Source organism: Acinetobacter sp. YH12219 (assembly GCF_013417875.1).
In the GTDB taxonomy this organism is placed as follows: Bacteria; Pseudomonadota; Gammaproteobacteria; order Pseudomonadales; family Moraxellaceae; genus Acinetobacter; species Acinetobacter amyesii.
The window spans coordinates 83055-100266 of the sequence record NZ_VPDC01000008.1; the positions used below are offsets into that span (position 1 = coordinate 83055).

A 17212-nucleotide genomic window follows, 5' to 3' on the forward strand; every position below is an offset into this window, starting at 1 on the left:
ACGCGTCAGATATGGTTAAATGCCATCATTTTATTGTGTTTCACTTTGAAAGGAAAACTCATGCGCGCGTACAACTTCTGTGCTGGTCCTGCTGCATTACCCACTGCCGTTTTAGAAAAAGCTCAAGCTGAAATGCTTGACTGGCAAGGCAAAGGCCTTTCGATCATGGAAATGAGCCACCGTAGTAAAGACTATGTCGCTGTGGCAGAGAAAGCAGAAGCTGATCTTCGTAAGCTGATGAATATTCCAGACAACTATAAAGTGTTATTCCTTCAAGGTGGCGCATCACTTCAATTCTCTGCGATCCCATTAAACCTATTGGGTAAAAACAGCAAAGCAGACTATATCCACACTGGTATTTGGTCTGAAAAAGCGTTGAAAGAAGCACAGCGTTATGGCGACATTAATGTTGTTGAAGCGGGTACCACCATTGACGGTAAACTTGCGATTACTGATCAAAGCACCTGGAACTTATCTGATGATGCGGCTTATGTGCATTATGCAGATAATGAAACTATTGGTGGTCTTCAGTTTGCCAACATTCCTGAAACGGACAAACCATTGGTTGCCGATTTTTCATCGAGCATTTTATCTGCACCATTAGACGTATCTAAGTTCGGTTTAATCTATGCAGGTGCTCAGAAAAATATTGGTCCTGCTGGTTTAACTTTGGTGATTATTCGTGATGATTTATTGGATCAAGCGAAAGCAGATATTCCAAGTATCTTGAAATATTCAGCTCAAGCGAAAAATGGTTCAATGGTGAATACACCTTCAACTTATGCATGGTACTTATCTGGCCTCGTTTTTGAATGGTTACTTGAGCAGGGCGGTGTAGACGCAATTTATAAAGCGAATATGGCAAAAGCTGAATTACTTTATGGTTATATTGATTCAAGCGATTTCTATGCAAATCCAATTGCAAAAGAATTCCGTTCAATCATGAACGTACCATTTACTTTGGCGAATCCAGAATTGGAAAAACAATTCTTGAAAGAAGCTGAAGAAAACCACTTGCTGAATTTAGCTGGTCACCGTTCAGTGGGTGGTATGCGTGCAAGTATTTATAATGCTGTTCCGCTAGAAGGCGTTCAAGCACTGGTTAACTTTATGGATGACTTTGCAAAACGCAACGCATAATCCTAAAGGCATAAAAAAACCGGCAAATGCCGGTTTTTTTTATTGAATAGATTAAAAAATAAAAGTATGTAACACGTATGCACAAATCAGCATACCTAACATAAAAAATAAGCAGGACATTGGCTCGATTTGATATCGAGATTCCATGTGATGGTCAACTTGCGATAAGTTTTCTTCTTGCACGACTTTCATAGATATTCTTTCCGATCTATTTATCGTTAATTACTATTTCTTAAACGCATTTTTAACATAATTATTTGATTAAATAAAGTACTATCTACCATAAACTTACTAAACTATTTATTTTATTTAAAAATAAGCAACTAAATTGCTAAATTTAGTTTCATAAATTTCCTATCTTATTTATTTATATTAGATTTTTATATTTTATCTTTTGCAGATAGATTTATTTTTTGGCATTATTTTGAATTTAATATTGTGGGTAAGTTATTTTAATTTGAATTTAAAAGTAGAATAAATCGACCAGCTTGTGGATAAAAAATATTCAATTATTTAAATATGCAGTGAATACACATGATTAGTGAGAAATAAAAAAACCACACTGAGGCGGCTTTTTTTATTTCTAAGTTCCTCAAAAGCAGTAGCTTATAACCATGCCTGGGTATCATCTGCAACAGCAGAACCATGAATGACATGCATAATCATCGAATGGGCGATACTGCCTTTGAAAGGAATTTCAGGTAATGCATCAAATTTAAAGAAAGCTGCATCACTGATTTCTTCTTCTTGTAATTGAAGTTCACCAGCAGCATATTCTGCTTTAAAGGCGATCATTAAATTACTTGGGAAGGGCCAAGGTTGGCTGGCTAAGTATTGAATATTTTTGACCTTTAAACCCACTTCTTCTTCAGTTTCACGACGAACCGCTTCTTCTAAAGTTTCACCGACTTCAACAAAACCCGCGATCAGTCCATACATGGCACGGACATTTTTTGCATTTTTTGCCAATAAGATTTCATCTTCACCACGGGTAATGACGGTAATGACACAGGGGTTTACACGAGGGTATTGGTGATAACCGCAAGCAGGGCAAACCATGGCATATTCTGTGGCGTGGACTTGAGTTGCAGTACCGCAGTGGCTACAAAATTTATGATTACGGCGCCATTCTAAGAGTTGAATAGCACGGCTGGCTTGTTCAAATTGCTGAACATTCCAAAGTTGTAAAAGTTGACGAATAGGGATGAGCTGTAAGCCTTCAGGAATTGGCTCATTTTCAAGTAGATCACGGGCAATCACTCGATCACCCGTGCCGATATTTAAATCACTTGCGAGTTGCTCAACTTCGGGAAGTTGAAAGTTTTCATCGACCAGCAATTGCTGTTGTTTGAAGATATACGCAAGTGACAATTTAGACATTAGGCTGCTGCTGATTTCAGTTTTTCGCTACTGTCCAATGCTACCTTAAACATGCCCTGTAAAACAGGTTGTTTGTTCTTTAAATTGTCAATCAACATATCTGCGCTTGCCAATGAATCTAATGCTTGATTCACTTCATTTGCTTCAATGGCTGTTGACGATTCAACTCGTTTCAAAATGAATTGAGCTGTTGAGTTCAGTGCATTTTGAGCCGCATCTGCATTGAGGAACAACATTGCACCACCAATTTCGCGGAATTGAGTTGCAGTCGCTTCAAGTTGTGTCAAATCTTGGTTTTGTAAATACTGAACCAAAGATTGGCTAGCAGCATCAATTAAAACCTTGGTCTCATTTAACAGAGCAGCGTGTGCTTCATCTAAACGGTCGAGTGAAATATTCATATTATTCACACGAAGTTGTAAGCGGCTAGAAGTGTGATGACGCTCAAGCACACCAATCGAGTTCATGGCAGACAAGATATTGTTCATCAACTGCTGGGCAAAGCTTTCATCTTGTAAAATCTCAGCATTACCTAATGACGCAGCTTGACGCGACAGGTCGTTATACGCTTCATTTAAGTTCAAGACTTTGAAAATATTTGCCAATTCGTTCAATTTCGCTTGAAGTTCTTGGGTTTTTTCAGGCGTCATATTTTGATAGTTAAATTCAATATCATTACGAATTTGCGTCATTTCAGTCGTAACCAATTCACCAATGGTATGCATGGTTTCGAAGTCAGGACCATATAAATGACGACTGAAAACTTGCAATTGGGTGTCGGTAAGAAGGTCTTCACCGATATTTAACTTGCCACGAATATGATGAGAAATGTCATCTTCTTGGCTAATGCTTAGACTTAAGACATTGGCTAAATCAGAAATGGATGCTTTAAAGCGCTCAGTTCCTGCAAAATATTGAGCCATATTGCGTTCAATGCTTACCAAGGTACGTAAACGAGCATCGGTAATTAAGATTTGATCAATTTGATTAAACGCAACAAAAACCAAGTTCCAGTATTGTTTGCTTGGATGTTTGTCTGAAAGACCTGCTAAATACGTACCGACCAATTTAATCGCTTGCAAATCCAGCTCAGTTTCTTCTTGTTTAATCAATTTATTCAACGCCAACTTATACAGACGGTGAACGTATTTTGATTTTTCAAGTGCAGGAGCTTGAGGTAAGTCAAAGTCAGGAGTAATACAATCGAGTAGGGACTCAATGTGTTGGCCTTCCGACGTTAGAGGTTTACCTAAAGATAGTTCTAGACGATTAAGACTGTCCAGCAGGAACTGTGGAATTTTAACTTCACGCAAGCAGATAAATTCGATATAGCGTTTCAGCATGGTCGTGCCTTCGCTCAGTGCGATGACCTCTTGAGTGTTAATTTGCGCAGGATTGCCCATGATCTTGCGCATTAACTCTGCTGAATATTGAGCGATTTTTGCCAAACTTGGCATATCAACTAAAGCTAGTACTTGAGCACATTGTTCAAATTGAATCAGTGCATCATCAATCCCGAAAGGTAAAGTTTGATCTTCAACTAAGGTGCTGACTGCTGATTCGACTAACTTGATTGAGTTATCAACCTCATTTTTTATTATCAGCAAAGCCGTTGGATCAAAATGGATAGAGGTTTGGTAAGACATGTATCTGCACCTTTCCTAGATGTTTTATCTTGTTTATTAACCGCCCCTTAAGGCGGTCCATGTTTATGGTTTTACTATAGCGTATGTAAGAATTGTTTATATACAAAAAGTAACACGAAATTTAGATTTTATTTCGCAAAAAGGCAAGGTGTACCATGTTTTTCTTCAAATTGTTTGACCCATGTCTCATGGGCTTCAAGTTCATCTGCTGAAGGTAAAATCACTGGTAATTCTATTTCAACAGCGGCGCGGGTTTGCGAACCATCTTCATTTTGCGAGTGGGTCAGGGCATCGATATCAAAGGATACCTGACCACCCGTCATTGCTAAGTATACGTCAGACAGAATTTCCGCATCGAGTAAGGCACCATGGAAGGTACGGTCACGTTGTGGAATTTCGTAACGACGCACTAATGCATCGAGTGAGTTTTTCTGGCCTGGATGCTTGGCTTTGGCCATAGCCAAGGTATCGGTGACTTCGCAAACTTCAGATAAGGCCACAAAACCGGCACGTTTGAACTCCATATCAAGGAAGTTCATATCGAAGGTTGCGTTATGCGCAATGATTTCTGCGCCTTTTAGATAGTCAAATAAGACATCAGCAATTTCAGCATACAGTGGTTTGTCTTTTAGAAAGTCATCACTGATTCCGTGAATATTTTCAGATTCACCGACAGGTTTTTGCGGGTTGATATAAATATGGATTGAGCTGCCGGTTAGTTTGCGGTTAATCATTTCCACCGCACCAACTTCAATAATGCGGTCTCCATCTTGGAAATAGAAACCCGTGGTTTCCGTATCCAAAATTAATTGTCGTGGGCCAGATACATCAACTGTTGCTGGTGTAATGACAATCATTGGATGGATTTCAGCAGCTTGCTTAGACTGTGTAGAAGCATCTGGACTCAACGTTGAAGCAGTGTCTGTTGCTTGTTGTTCTATCACAATGTCATCAATCTGCTCTGCGTCAATAGCTGACTCAGCTGAGATTTCTTCTGCTTCATCCTCGCTATCAGCAAATTCGAGTCCAAATGGATCATTTAATAGCCAGTCGGGTTCAGCTTTTTTTTTAGGTGCTTCAGCTGTAGTTGATGCCGCTAGTTTGATCTGTTCGAGGGTTTTTTCTGCGCCTAGATTGGCCAATTGATCGGCCATTTCATTTCCCGGATGGCCTGCATGCCCTTTAATCCAGTTCCATTCAATTTCCCGACCCTGACAAGTTGCATCCAGTAATTTCCACAGATCAGGATTTTTAACATCTTTCCAGTTTTTCTTTTTCCAACCATGTATCCACTCGGTAATGCCTTGTTTGACATAGTTGGAGTCTGTCCAAATAATCAGTTTTGCATCGGACGGACAGTGTTGAATGCCTTCAATAGCAGCAGTCAATTCCATACGGTTATTGGTGGTTTCAGCTTCGCCGCCGCAGAGTTTTTCTTCTCCAGTTTCACGGATGATATACGCCCCCCAACCCCCTAAGCCAGGGTTGCCTTTACATGCACCATCAACATAAAGCGTGATTGTTTGAGACATAAATCAAATCCGGAGAAAAACGAGCATTCAGAACCGTATATTGTATAACGCAAATGACAAGGAGAAATCCATTTCTGGCGATTTTTTTAATTTCTTGTAACATTTATACTGAAATAGCGGTAAATTAACGCCTTGTGTCTGTGTCCTGCTTCACTACAATGGCATATCTAAAAAATAAATTTTATATGAGTTGTCTGGATTTTTTTATGTATAAATCAACTGCGACTATCTGGCAGCCTACGTTACCACAAATTTTTAAATTTACAGTCTTGGGTTCTGCGCTCGCAGCTCTTGGTCTGACGGGCTGTTCTTCATCGCAAACGACTAAGCAGAACTCAGCAAGTAAACAAGTTGGCTCAAACTTTCTCGATGCCAATAGTTTAGATTCACTCGAAGATTTACTTTCTGCAACAGACATGCGTGCCGTAGAGGGCGATCGCCTTTTAGTACTGAAGCACGGTGATGTCTGGAAGCGAATGACCGTTGGTTTCAAAATGGATTTGAACCATTGGGATACGCGTATTGAAGCCCAGCGTGGTTGGTTTATTTCACGTCAACCATATATTGACCGTTTAAGTGCGCGTGCGTCCCGTTATTTGTATCACACGGTTAAAGAAGCTGAACGTCGTGGTTTGCCGACTGAGTTGGCGTTATTACCAGTGATTGAAAGTTCTTATGACCCAGCAGCAACCTCAAGTGCAGCCGCAGCGGGCTTATGGCAATTTATTCCAAGTACTGGACGTATTTACGGCTTAAAACAAACCTCAATGTATGATGGTCGTCGTGACGTAGTGGAATCAACGCGTGCAGCTTATGAGTTTTTAGGTGCGCTACATAACCAGTTCGGTTCGTGGGAATTGGCTTTGGCTGCATATAATGCAGGGCCGGGCCGCATTCAACAGGCGATTAACCGTAACCGTGCGGCAGGTTTGCCAACGGATTATTGGTCACTAAAACTGCCCCAAGAAACCATGAACTATGTCCCACGTTTCTTGGCTGTTGCTCAAATTATTAAAAATCCAAGTGCTTATGGCGTAAGTTTACCGCCAATTGCCAACCGTCCACACTTTCGTGAAGTGGCTGTAGGGCCTGCAAATTTAAATGAAATTGCATCTATTACCGGTTTAAGCCGTGCAGAACTCTATGCACTAAACCCTGGTCATCGTGGCGATGTGATTGATAGCAGCAGCCCAATGCGGATTTTAATTCCTGCGGATGTGAGTCCATCAGTCGATGCACGTTTGAAAAAATTACAATCAGGTAGTTCATCAGGTTATTGGGCAAGTAATTCAACTTATAACTTACCGAAAAATAATGTTGAAATTACGCCGTCACGTGTCACTCCGCCAGATTTAAACAGTAAAACCATTCAGCCTGCAAAAGTGACACCGCCTACGCTGACCACTCAGCCGACAGTGACAGCTTCTGCCAAACCACCTGTAGTTGCTGCAACGGTAACGCCAAGTATTCCATCAGGAACGAAAGGCAAAACGCCAATGGGATCATCTGCTTTAGCTGCCTTTGCATCGAATAGTGATATTCCAAGTGCGCCGCGTATTCCAGTCGCTGTAACACCTTCGACTCCTGTGAAAACCGTGTCTGTCGAGCCACCACTCAGCGCAAATGAGCGTGAGCAAATCATGGCGGCTATTAAAGCTGAAGGTGAGACCAAAACAATAGATGAGGTATTAAAACCAGTAGCGACCAAAGCAGAACAAGAAGAAGTCGTTCAGGAAATTAAAGCTATTGCGCCGAAGGGCACTGAAATTGTCGATCCTTACGATGGTAAGATTAAGTTAACTGCGATTCAGACCAGTCAGTCGATTGCAGATCAACAAGGTAAAGAACTGACGAAAGGGTTCTCTTACCCGAAAAGCGTGGCTGAAAATACAGGTGCAGATTCCGAAGAAGCCAAACGCAACCAAGGTAAAAATGTCATTCGTACAGATTCTGAAATTGTAGTTGTACCACCTAAAGGTAAACGCAGTACTTATACAGTTTTGGCGGGCGACACATTAGCGTTGATCGCGATGAAAAATGGCGTGAATTGGCGTGATATTGCAGCTTGGAACCAAATTTCGCCAGATTCGACCTTGTATGTCGGTACGACCATCTATTTATATGATGCGAAACCGATTGTGCAAAATAATGAAGAATCGAAAGCTAAGCCTATTGCAGATAGCTATGTGGTGAAAGCAAATGACAGTCTTACAGCTGTTGCGAGTCAATTTGGTTTAAGTACGAAGCAACTCGCCGATTACAATGGTTTAACCACCACGAGTGGTTTATATGTTGGACAGAAATTATCCTTAAAAGAAACGCCAGCATCTAAAGCAAAATTGGAAGCTGACAAGAAAGCAGCTCAAGTTGTCGAAAAATCTGCAAAAGTTCAAACCAAATCCTACACGGTAAAACGTGGTGAATATCTAAAACTCATTGCAGATCGTTATGCGCTGTCAAATCAAGAGTTGGCAGATTTAACAACTGGTTTAACGGCTGGCAGTAGCTTGATGGTGGGACAAAAAATTAATGTGCCATTACAAGCTGTAGCAGAAGTTGAGAAGCTCGAAAGCAAAGTCGTGAATCGCATTGAAAATGTCAAAGTTGATCCTGCGTATAAAGTTGAAAGCTATAAAGTGCAGCGTGGTGATACCCTTTACAGTATTGCGACGCGGTCAAAAATCAGTTTGTCAGAATTGGCGAGTCTAAATGATATGTCGGTAAATAGTGGGCTGATGGCTGGGCAAAGCATTAAAGTTCCTGCAAGTTCAACTGTTCCGGATACATATGTGGTGCAGTCTGGCGATACACTGACAGGCATTGCTAGTCGCTATGATTTAGGCATGGACTATGTCGCAAATTTAAATGGTATAGAGCGTAGTTCTGGTCTACGCGTTGGGCAGAAATTAAAATTAACAGGTGATGTCGCACCGGTTAAAGTAGAAACCAAAGCTGAGGCGACCAAAATTGAAAGCAAAACCAATACACGAACGAATTCCGTTGATGCGACCGATATTCATGTGGTGAAATCAGGTGAAACATTGGGTGTGATTGCGAAGAAATATCATCTTCAATTACGTTATTTAGCTGAATTAAATGGCCTAAATACCAATAGTGCGATTCGTGTAGGGCAGCGTTTAAAAGTAGATGGTGAACTACCTGCTGATGTAGCTAGTAAAGCAACTGAAACCAAAAAAACGGAAGCTAAATCCTCTACGAGCAATGTGAAACCAACAAATACTGAAAGCTATACTGTGAAATCAGGCGAGTCTTTAAATTCGATTGCTAGTCGGACAGGTTTAACTGTGGCAGCATTGGCTGAATTAAATAACTTGAATCCGCGTGCTGGGCTTCGTGTCGGTCAAAATTTACAAGTCCCTAAAACTATCAGTGAATACCGTATTAAACGCGGCGATACATTGATTGGTTTAGCAAGCCGTTATGGACTTGATACATCAAAACTTGCTGAAATGAATGATATACAACCGTCTGCTCAGTTACGTATTGGTGAAGTCATTAAAGTACCAAACTGAGTCCAAACATTAAGGAGTTAAGTTGAATGTATTCTGCTTCAACTTCGCGTTACGTGTTTGGTGTGACTTTGAGCATACTTTCAACAGGGGCGTGGGCTGCGTTGCAGACCACGCCTTTTCTTGCCATACATAGTAGCCCTCAATATCATCAATTACAGGCAATGCCCTATGCCAATCCTCTTGCCAATAAAGGGGGATATATCACGACCTCGAGTATTGGGAGTTTTGATAATTTAAACAGCATGAATGGAAAAGGGCGTTCTGTTGAAGGTATCAATTATCTTTTTGATAGCTTGATGAGTTCATCTTTAGATGAACCGGGTGTGATGTATCCATTGCTTGCCGAAAAGGTGACATTTGACCCGAAAAAAACTAATTTTGTTATTTTTCATTTAAACCCAAAAGCACGGTTTAGTGATGGTTCTGAACTCACTGCTGAAGACGTTAAATTTAGTTTTGATACCTTTCAAACTAAATCAAATCCCGGTCTACAAATGTACTTAGCGGATTTGGACAAAACAGATGTTTTATCTAAATATCAGGTGAGGATGAGTTTTAAATCTGGACACAACACTGATATGCCCATGATTTTGGCGCAAATGCCGATTTATTCCAAAAAAGATTGGGCAAAAAAAGATTTTACTCAAATTACATTGCAGCCCATATTAGGCTCAGGCCCTTACACAATTGAGACGATCGATGCAGGTAGGAGTATTCGCTACAAGCGCAATCCTGAGTATTGGGGGCAGAACTTAGCTGTTAATCGTGGTCGATATAATTTTAACCATCTGAAATATGTATATTACCGCAGTCCTGACATTGCCTTTGAAGGCTTTAAAGCAGGTCAATTTACGTTATATGAGGAAAAGACTGCACGTAATTGGGTGGGAGCGTACAATTTTCCTGCTTTTAAAGACGGTAAAATTGTCAAATATCGCTTTAAACATGAACGACCGATTCCCACAAAAAGTCTCGTATTTAATACTCGTCGTGCGCCATTTAGTGATATTCGCTTTCGACAAGCTTTAACCTATGCTTATGATTTTGAATGGCAAAATAAAGCATTATTTTATGGGCAGTATCAGCGTTTGCAGAGTTATTTTAGTAATAGTGTGCTAGAAGCGAAGGGGAAACCCTCTATCCAAGAGTTGGATATTTTAAAACCGATGTTATCGCAACTTGATCCTATTCAAAGACAGGGGGTCTTATCCAATTGGCAATATCCCATTTCTGATGGCAGTGGATTTAATCGAAAAAATCTGCTGCATGCACGCCAACTGTTATTGAATGCGGGTTATCGTTATCAAGACGGCAGATTGGTGGATGCAAAATCTCGGCCTGTGAAATTTGAACTTTTGATTCAGCAACAAGATTTGCAGCGAACCTTAATGCCATTTATACGAAATTTGAAACGTTTAGGTATTCAGGTGTTATTACGACAAGTCGATGGGCCGCAATACACCGAGCGTATGCGAAATATTGACTTTGATATGATCGTGGATGAAATGCCTCAATCGCTCACTCCAGCAGGTGAGCAAGCTCAACTTTGGGGCAGTCAAGCAGCCGATCAAGTGGGTAATTATAATTATGCAGGGATTAAAAATCCTGTGATCGATAAGCTCATTCAACAGGTGATCAATGCTCCAAATCGGGAGGAATTGATTATTCGTACGCGTGTTTTAGACCGCCTGCTCAGAGCGGGTTATTATCAAATTCCAATGTTTGGGCAAAGTGAAAACTGGTTTGCCTATTGGCATATGTATAAGCAACCTTATGTCAAACCTAAACTTTCTGCAGGGATTGACTATTGGTGGAGTGATGCAGCTCAAGCCAAGCAAATAACACAATATCTACGGCAGCAATAAATACACCTGAATGACAAGGAATATGAAAGCAACATGGGCACATATATTTTAAAAAGATTGCTCCTGATTATTCCAACATTGTTTTTCATTTTACTGATTAACTTTGTCGTGATTCAGATTGCGCCGGGAGGACCTGTTGAGCAAGCTATACAGCAAGCAGAATCCTTTCAAGGCATGGGAAACACGGGTGGTGGTGAAACTGCGACGACAGGCAGTAAATACCAAGGTGCTAAAGGCCTCAGTGAAGAAATGGTGGCAAAAATCGAAGCGCAATATGGTTTCGATAAGCCATTATTCGAACGCTTTTGGCTGATGTTAAAGGGGTATGTGACGCTAGATTTTGGTACCAGTTTTTTTAAAGATAAGCCTGTGACCGAGCTACTTTGGGAAAAGCTGCCTGTATCCTTATCCCTTGGCTTATGGAGTACCTTGCTGATCTATATGGTGTCTATTCCATTAGGCATTAAAAAAGCCCGTCAACATGGTCTGTTATTTGATAAAAGTACGTCTATTTTATTGGCTATCGGCTACGCCATTCCTGCTTTTGCCTTTGCCATTTTACTCATTGTATTTTTTGCAGGTGGTTCATATTTTCAGTGGTTTCCTCTACAAGGTTTAGTTTCAGAGAATTTTGCTGAGTTAAGTGTATTTGGCAAAATTTCAGATTATTTTTGGCATATGGTGTTGCCTTTGTTTGCTATGGTAATTGGTGGTTTCGCTGGCTTAACTTATCTGACCAAATACTCTTTTATGGAAGAATTAAATAAGCAATATGTTCTTGCTGCTCGTTCTAAAGGTTTGACCGAATCACGTGTGCTGTATGGGCATGTATTTCGTAATGCAATGCTCATTGTTATTGCTGGTCTACCAGAAGCATTAATTGGCATCTTCTTTGTGGGAAATCTATTTATTGAAATTATTTTCAATCTAGATGGTCTGGGATTGTTGGGGTTTGAAGCCATCGTACAGCGCGATTATCCAGTGATTTTTGGCACCTTGTTTATTTTTACCTTGATGGGGCTGATCTTAAGATTAATCAGTGATGTCTTATATCAAATGATTGACCCACGAATTAATTTTGATTCGCAGGGGGCAAAATAATGTCTCCGATCATGCAAGCGCGATTTCAACGTTTTAAAGAAAATAAATTAGGCTTTACATGCTTTATCAGCTTTGCCTTGATTTTTATGTTGTCCCTAGCTGTCGAGTTCATCGCCAATGATAAACCGCTCTTGGTCAAATACGATGATTCTTTATATGTACCCGTACTAAAAAGCTATCCAGAAACAGCTTTCGGTGGGGTATTTGAAACTGAGGCAGATTATAAAGATCCTGTGGTGCAGCAACTGATTGAAGAGAAAGGCTGGGCTGTATGGCCACTGATTAAATTTTCCTATCAAACACCGAATTTAGAACTGGCTGTGCCCGTACCATCTGCACCAACTGCACAAAATTGGCTCGGTACCGATGACCAAGGGCGTGATGTGCTGGCGCGAATTTTATATGGATTACGTGTGTCGCTCCTGTTTGGTTTTGTATTAACTTTTGCTTCAGCAATATTGGGCATCATGGTTGGGGCGATACAAGGCTATTATGGTGGGTGGATAGACCTCATTGGTCAACGGATTTTAGAAGTCTGGGGTGGGCTCCCGATGCTATTCATGGTAATGATTTTAGTCAGTATGTTTACACCGAGTGTGTATTGGCTCTTTGTCATTATGCTGTTGTTTGGCTGGCCCACTTTAGTCGGCTTGGTTCGTGCAGAGTTTTTACGTGCTCGTAATTTTGATTATGTCCGTGCAGCACGAAGTCTTGGCGTCACAGATAGTACGATTATGTTTCGGCATATTTTACCAAATGCGATGAGTTCCAGTCTTTCACAGCTACCTTTCATGCTTACGGCAAATATTACTGCACTGACAGCCTTGGATTTCTTAGGTTATGGCTTACCGCCTGATGCAGCGTCATTAGGTGAGTTATTGCTTCAAGGGAAAAACAATCTGAATGCACCATGGCTAGCCTTATCGGGGTTTTTTACCTTAGCGATCGTGCTGTCTTTATTGATTTACATTGGGGAGGCGACACGTGATGCATTCGATCCTAGACGTCAATAATCATCAAGTTAATGTACCTCCCATCGTGTTAGAGGTGGAACATTTACATATTTCACATGCAGCACAGGTCTTGGTTGATGATCTAAATTTTAAATTGCATGCAGGTGAAACGATAGCGATTGTTGGAGAAAGCGGCTCAGGTAAATCGATTAGCAGCCTAGCTATACTCGGTTTGTTGTCGAGTGATCTGCAGGTCACAGGCAGCGTCAGCCTGAGTGGACAGAATATTCTTGGACTGAGTCCTGAACAGCACCGAAACATTCGTGGACAGAAAATTGCAATGATTTTTCAAGAGCCGATGACAGCTTTAAATCCCTTACATCGGGTTGAAAAGATTGTTGGTGAGTCACTGTTGTTACAGGGATGGTCGAAGGCAAAAACTCGGCAGCGGGTTATAGAATTATTAAATGATGTTGGTATTCCTGATGCTGAAGATAAGTTAAGACGATACCCACATGAGTTATCTGGGGGGCAGCGACAACGTGTCATGATTGCCATGGCATTGGCCTTAGATCCTGATATTTTAATCGCTGATGAGCCAACCACGGCCTTAGATGTCACTTTGCAAGCGCAAATCTTAAATTTATTAAAGTCGCTACAACAGCAGCGTAATATGGCCATGATTTTAATTAGCCATGACCTGAATTTGGTCAAGCGCTATGCCGAACATGTGATTGTGATGAATCGTGGACAAGTGGTGGAACAAGGAGATGTTCAGGAAATTTTTGAGCAACCGAAGCAGGCGTATACCAAAAATCTATTAGACCATGATTTTGGTAAAGCAATACAGGTTTCACAAACGCAGACACTTTTAAAATTACACCAATTAGGAGTGAAGTTCCCAGTCAAACAAGGCTTATTGAACCGCATCAAAGATTATGTCGTTGCGGTAGAGGCTTTGGATTTAACAGTGGCTGAAGGTGAGTCGATCGGTATTGTTGGAGAGAGTGGTTCAGGGAAAAGCTCCCTAGCATTGGCTATTGCTCGGCTCATAGAAAGTGATGGCGAAATTATGTTAAATCAACACGCCATCCATCAACTTTCAGAAAAACAGCTCAGACCTTTACGTCGTGAATTTCAAATTGTCTTTCAAGATCCATTCAGTAGTTTAAATCCACGGCTAAATGTAGAGCAAACCATTGGCGAAGGTCTGGCCTTACAGCATTTATCTGCAAATGAAATTGCACAGCGTATAGATGAAGCATTGCAGAAAGTCGAATTAGCCAACTCGTTTAAGCAGCGTTATCCACATGAGTTATCCGGTGGGCAACGGCAGAGAGTCGCCTTAGCACGTGCGTTGGTATTACGTCCTAAATTATTGATACTCGATGAACCCACATCTGCACTAGATCGGACGACACAAAAAGCCATCGTGAAGCTACTACGTCGCTTGCAGCAAGAATTTAATATGAGTTATTTATTTATCAGTCACGATTTACACGTGGTCAAAGCCCTGTGTCAAAAAGTGTTGGTACTGCGCCATGCCAAAGTCTTGGAGTTTCAAGACACCGCAGATCTATTTGCACGACCACAAACGGACTATACCCGTAAATTAATTGAAGCCAGCCGATACTAAAATCAAACTTATGGATATTTTGACAAGTGTCATTGTTAAAATATCCTTGACCTTTAGAAAATAGTAATTAGAGTAAATACTCAGGACTTATTATTTCATTTTGGACATTGTCATGAGCCATTTAGCTGAAAGCTTTAAAATTCGTAATACCACATTTAAAAATCGCATCATCAAAGGTGCAATGAGTGAAGCATTGGCCAATACCGCAGGCCAACCCAATCACTTACATTTTGGGTTATATGAAGCTTGGGCGAAGGGTGGTTTAGGCTGTGCCATTACGGGTAATGTCATGGTGGATTTTCGTGCTAAAAATGAGCCGGGGGTTGTGGTCGCTGAAACAGAGCGAGATTTGGCGCAGTTAACACAGTGGGCTGAGTTAGGTAAGAAGCACGGCATGGTGCAATTGGTTCAACTTTCACATCCGGGTCGTCAATGTCCAAAAGGTTTAAATAAAGAAACGGTTGCACCATCTGCTGTGCCATTTAGTCCGATGTTAGCTACAACTTTTGGAACACCGCGCGAACTTCGTGAAGATGAAATTTTAGATATTATTCAGCGTTTTGCACGTGCCGCACACATTTGTGAAAAGGCAGGCTTCGAAGGCGTGCAATTGCATGGTGCGCATGGTTATTTAATTAGTCAGTTCTTGTCGCCACTGACCAATAAACGTCAAGATCAGTGGGGTGGTTCAAATGAAAATCGCATGCGCTTTTTGCTTGAAATCTATAAGGCAGTTCGTGCTGCGACGACAGATGATTTTATCATTTCGGTCAAACTGAATTCTGCTGATTTCCAACGCGGCGGAATTAGCGAAACAGATGTGATTGAGGTCTTTAAGGCAATAGATGCCGCAGGGATTGATATGATTGAAATCTCGGGCGGTTCCTATGAAGCGCCAGCGATGGCGGGGGCCAAAGAAGAAAAACGTAAAGCCAGTACCATTGCTCGTGAAGCTTATTTCCTCGATTTTGCGGACAATATCCGTAAAGAGGTAAAGTGTGCATTGATGGTTACAGGTGGGTTTAGAACAGTACAAGGCATGAATGCTGCACTAGACAGTGGAGCTTGTGATTTCATTGGTATTGCACGTCCATTCGCTGTTGAAGTCGATTTGGCTGATCGTTTATTGGCGGGGCAGGATGTTCGTTACGGTGTGGACAAAATTAAAACTGGCATACCAATGATTGATAAAATGGCGATTATGGAAATTATTTGGTATGCCGCTCAGTTTAAATCGATTGGTGAAGGCAAACAGCCAAATCCTAAACTTTCACCGTTAAAAGTGTTTTTTAAGTATCTTAAAGGAAATTTAACAGCGGTCATTAAAGGGCAAGTCAATTCACGTAAGTCGGCTTAATCAATCATTGAATTTTTAGAATCAGGGCAACCGACATATATTCATGTTATGGTTGCCTTCATTCATATCAATATTGCTTACAATAAAAATGTCTAAAATTTTAATATTAACGGTCATTCTTTCGGGGCTCAGTTCTGCCCTCTATGCTCAGTCTACATTTCAGACGGGAGATATTATTTTTCATATCTCAAAGTCACAGCAAAGTTTAAGCATTCAAAAGGCGACACATTCGCCCTATAGTCACATGGGTATGATCGTAAATAAAAATAACCAAACGTGGGTGCTTGAAGCTATTCAACCTGTGCAATATACCGCTTTAAATCAATGGATCACGCGTGGGGAAAATGCTCACTATGTGGTGAAAAGGCTCAAACAACCCTTAAATGTGCCGCAGAAAACGAAGCTGGTACAACATGCGGAAAAGTACTTGGGCAAACCCTATGATATTTATTTTGAATGGGATGACCGTGCAATTTACTGTTCTGAAATTGTTTGGAAAGCTTATCAGCATGCTTTGGGAATCGAACTTTCTCCATTACAACAACTGAAACAATTTGATTTAAAACAAAATGAAGTGCAGCGTCTAATGCGGCAGCGCTATGGTCAAAATATTCCGCTAAATGAGCAGGTGATTGCCCCTAAGTCCATTTATGATTCAAAACTTTTAAAAGAAATATTTAGAAATTAAGGCAATAAAAAAGCCCAAGTCGCAATGCTTGAGCTTTTTAATGAGTGATTAAAACCAACTCGAATATGGCGTCCCTACGGGGATTCGAACCCCGGTTACCGCCGTGAAAGGGCGATGTCCTAGGCCTCTAGACGATAGGGACAGTACAGAAAGCAAATTTTAAAACCGTTTATTTCAGTCTAAGTTTTTAGACTAAATAATGGCGTCCCTACGGGGATTCGAACCCCGGTTACCGCCGTGAAAGGGCGATGTCCTAGGCCTCTAGACGATAGGGACTTAATAAAATGTACTTCTGAAAATTGGCGTCCCTACGGGGATTCGAACCCCGGTTACCGCCGTGAAAGGGCGATGTCCTAGGCCTCTAGACGATAGGGACGTTTC

General features: G+C 41.0%; 11 protein-coding genes and 3 tRNA genes. 8 read left to right on the plus strand and 6 right to left on the minus strand.

Annotated features, from left to right (window positions below; genetic code table 11):
• Positions 1-60: 60 nt before the first annotated feature.
• Positions 61-1140: a 3-phosphoserine/phosphohydroxythreonine transaminase gene (gene serC, locus FTV04_RS06495; protein WP_078192058.1), complete on the plus strand. Its 1080-nt coding sequence runs from the start codon at positions 61-63 to the stop codon at positions 1138-1140.
• 606 nt (positions 1141-1746) lie between these two features.
• Here serC and nudC read toward each other — a convergent pair.
• The 3 genes from nudC to dnaQ form a co-directional block, all read right to left on the minus strand.
• Positions 1747-2520 carry an NAD(+) diphosphatase gene (nudC, locus tag FTV04_RS06500; protein WP_168379367.1) on the minus strand — a complete coding sequence of 258 codons (774 nt, stop codon included), beginning with the start codon at positions 2518-2520 and terminating at the stop codon, positions 1747-1749.
• Positions 2520-4166 (minus strand): chemotaxis protein, encoded by a 1647-nt coding sequence (locus FTV04_RS06505; RefSeq protein WP_180011999.1) that lies wholly within the window; start codon positions 4164-4166, stop codon positions 2520-2522. Before FTV04_RS06505 ends, nudC begins: the two co-directional genes overlap by 1 nt.
• A 128-nt stretch (positions 4167-4294) precedes the next feature.
• Entirely contained in the window at positions 4295-5698 is a 1404-nt protein-coding gene (dnaQ, locus tag FTV04_RS06510) for a DNA polymerase III subunit epsilon (protein WP_168379369.1), read from the minus strand.
• 206 nt (positions 5699-5904) lie between these two features.
• Between dnaQ and FTV04_RS06515 the strand changes: the two genes are divergently transcribed.
• The 7 genes from FTV04_RS06515 (at position 5905) to FTV04_RS06545 (ending at position 16831) form a co-directional block, all read left to right on the plus strand.
• Positions 5905-9231 (plus strand): LysM peptidoglycan-binding domain-containing protein, encoded by a 3327-nt coding sequence (locus FTV04_RS06515; protein ID WP_180089073.1) that lies wholly within the window; start codon positions 5905-5907, stop codon positions 9229-9231.
• Positions 9232-9257: 26 nt separating this feature from the next.
• Positions 9258-11096 carry an extracellular solute-binding protein gene (locus FTV04_RS06520; RefSeq protein WP_180008293.1) on the plus strand — a complete coding sequence of 613 codons (1839 nt, stop codon included), beginning with the start codon at positions 9258-9260 and terminating at the stop codon, positions 11094-11096.
• Positions 11097-11129: 33 nt separating this feature from the next.
• Positions 11130-12197, plus strand: a complete 1068-nt coding sequence (locus tag FTV04_RS06525) for a microcin C ABC transporter permease YejB (protein ID WP_180089074.1) — start codon at positions 11130-11132, stop codon at positions 12195-12197.
• The gene (locus tag FTV04_RS06530) at positions 12197-13210 is read left to right on the plus strand and encodes an ABC transporter permease (RefSeq protein ID WP_180089075.1); all 1014 of its coding nucleotides are present in this window, start codon (positions 12197-12199) and stop codon (positions 13208-13210) included. Before FTV04_RS06525 ends, FTV04_RS06530 begins: the two co-directional genes overlap by 1 nt.
• Entirely contained in the window at positions 13185-14786 is a 1602-nt protein-coding gene (locus FTV04_RS06535) for an ABC transporter ATP-binding protein (protein ID WP_180089098.1), read from the plus strand. The genes FTV04_RS06530 and FTV04_RS06535 overlap by 26 nt, the downstream gene beginning before the upstream one ends.
• 112 nt (positions 14787-14898) lie before the next feature.
• Positions 14899-16143, plus strand: a complete 1245-nt coding sequence (locus tag FTV04_RS06540; RefSeq protein ID WP_078189156.1) for an NADH:flavin oxidoreductase/NADH oxidase family protein — start codon at positions 14899-14901, stop codon at positions 16141-16143.
• Positions 16144-16231: 88 nt separating this feature from the next.
• A complete protein-coding gene (locus tag FTV04_RS06545; RefSeq protein ID WP_180089076.1) occupies positions 16232-16831 on the plus strand; it encodes a YiiX family permuted papain-like enzyme in 600 nt (199 codons plus the stop codon).
• Positions 16832-16897: 66 nt separating this feature from the next.
• Here the strand turns inward: FTV04_RS06545 and FTV04_RS06550 are convergent.
• From FTV04_RS06550 to FTV04_RS06560, 3 genes are all read right to left on the minus strand, one after another.
• Positions 16898-16973, minus strand: a tRNA-Glu gene (locus FTV04_RS06550).
• A 58-nt stretch (positions 16974-17031) separates the two neighbouring features.
• A tRNA-Glu gene (locus tag FTV04_RS06555) sits at positions 17032-17107 on the minus strand.
• A 24-nt stretch (positions 17108-17131) separates the two neighbouring features.
• A tRNA-Glu gene (locus FTV04_RS06560) sits at positions 17132-17207 on the minus strand.
• Positions 17208-17212: the final 5 nt, after the last annotated feature.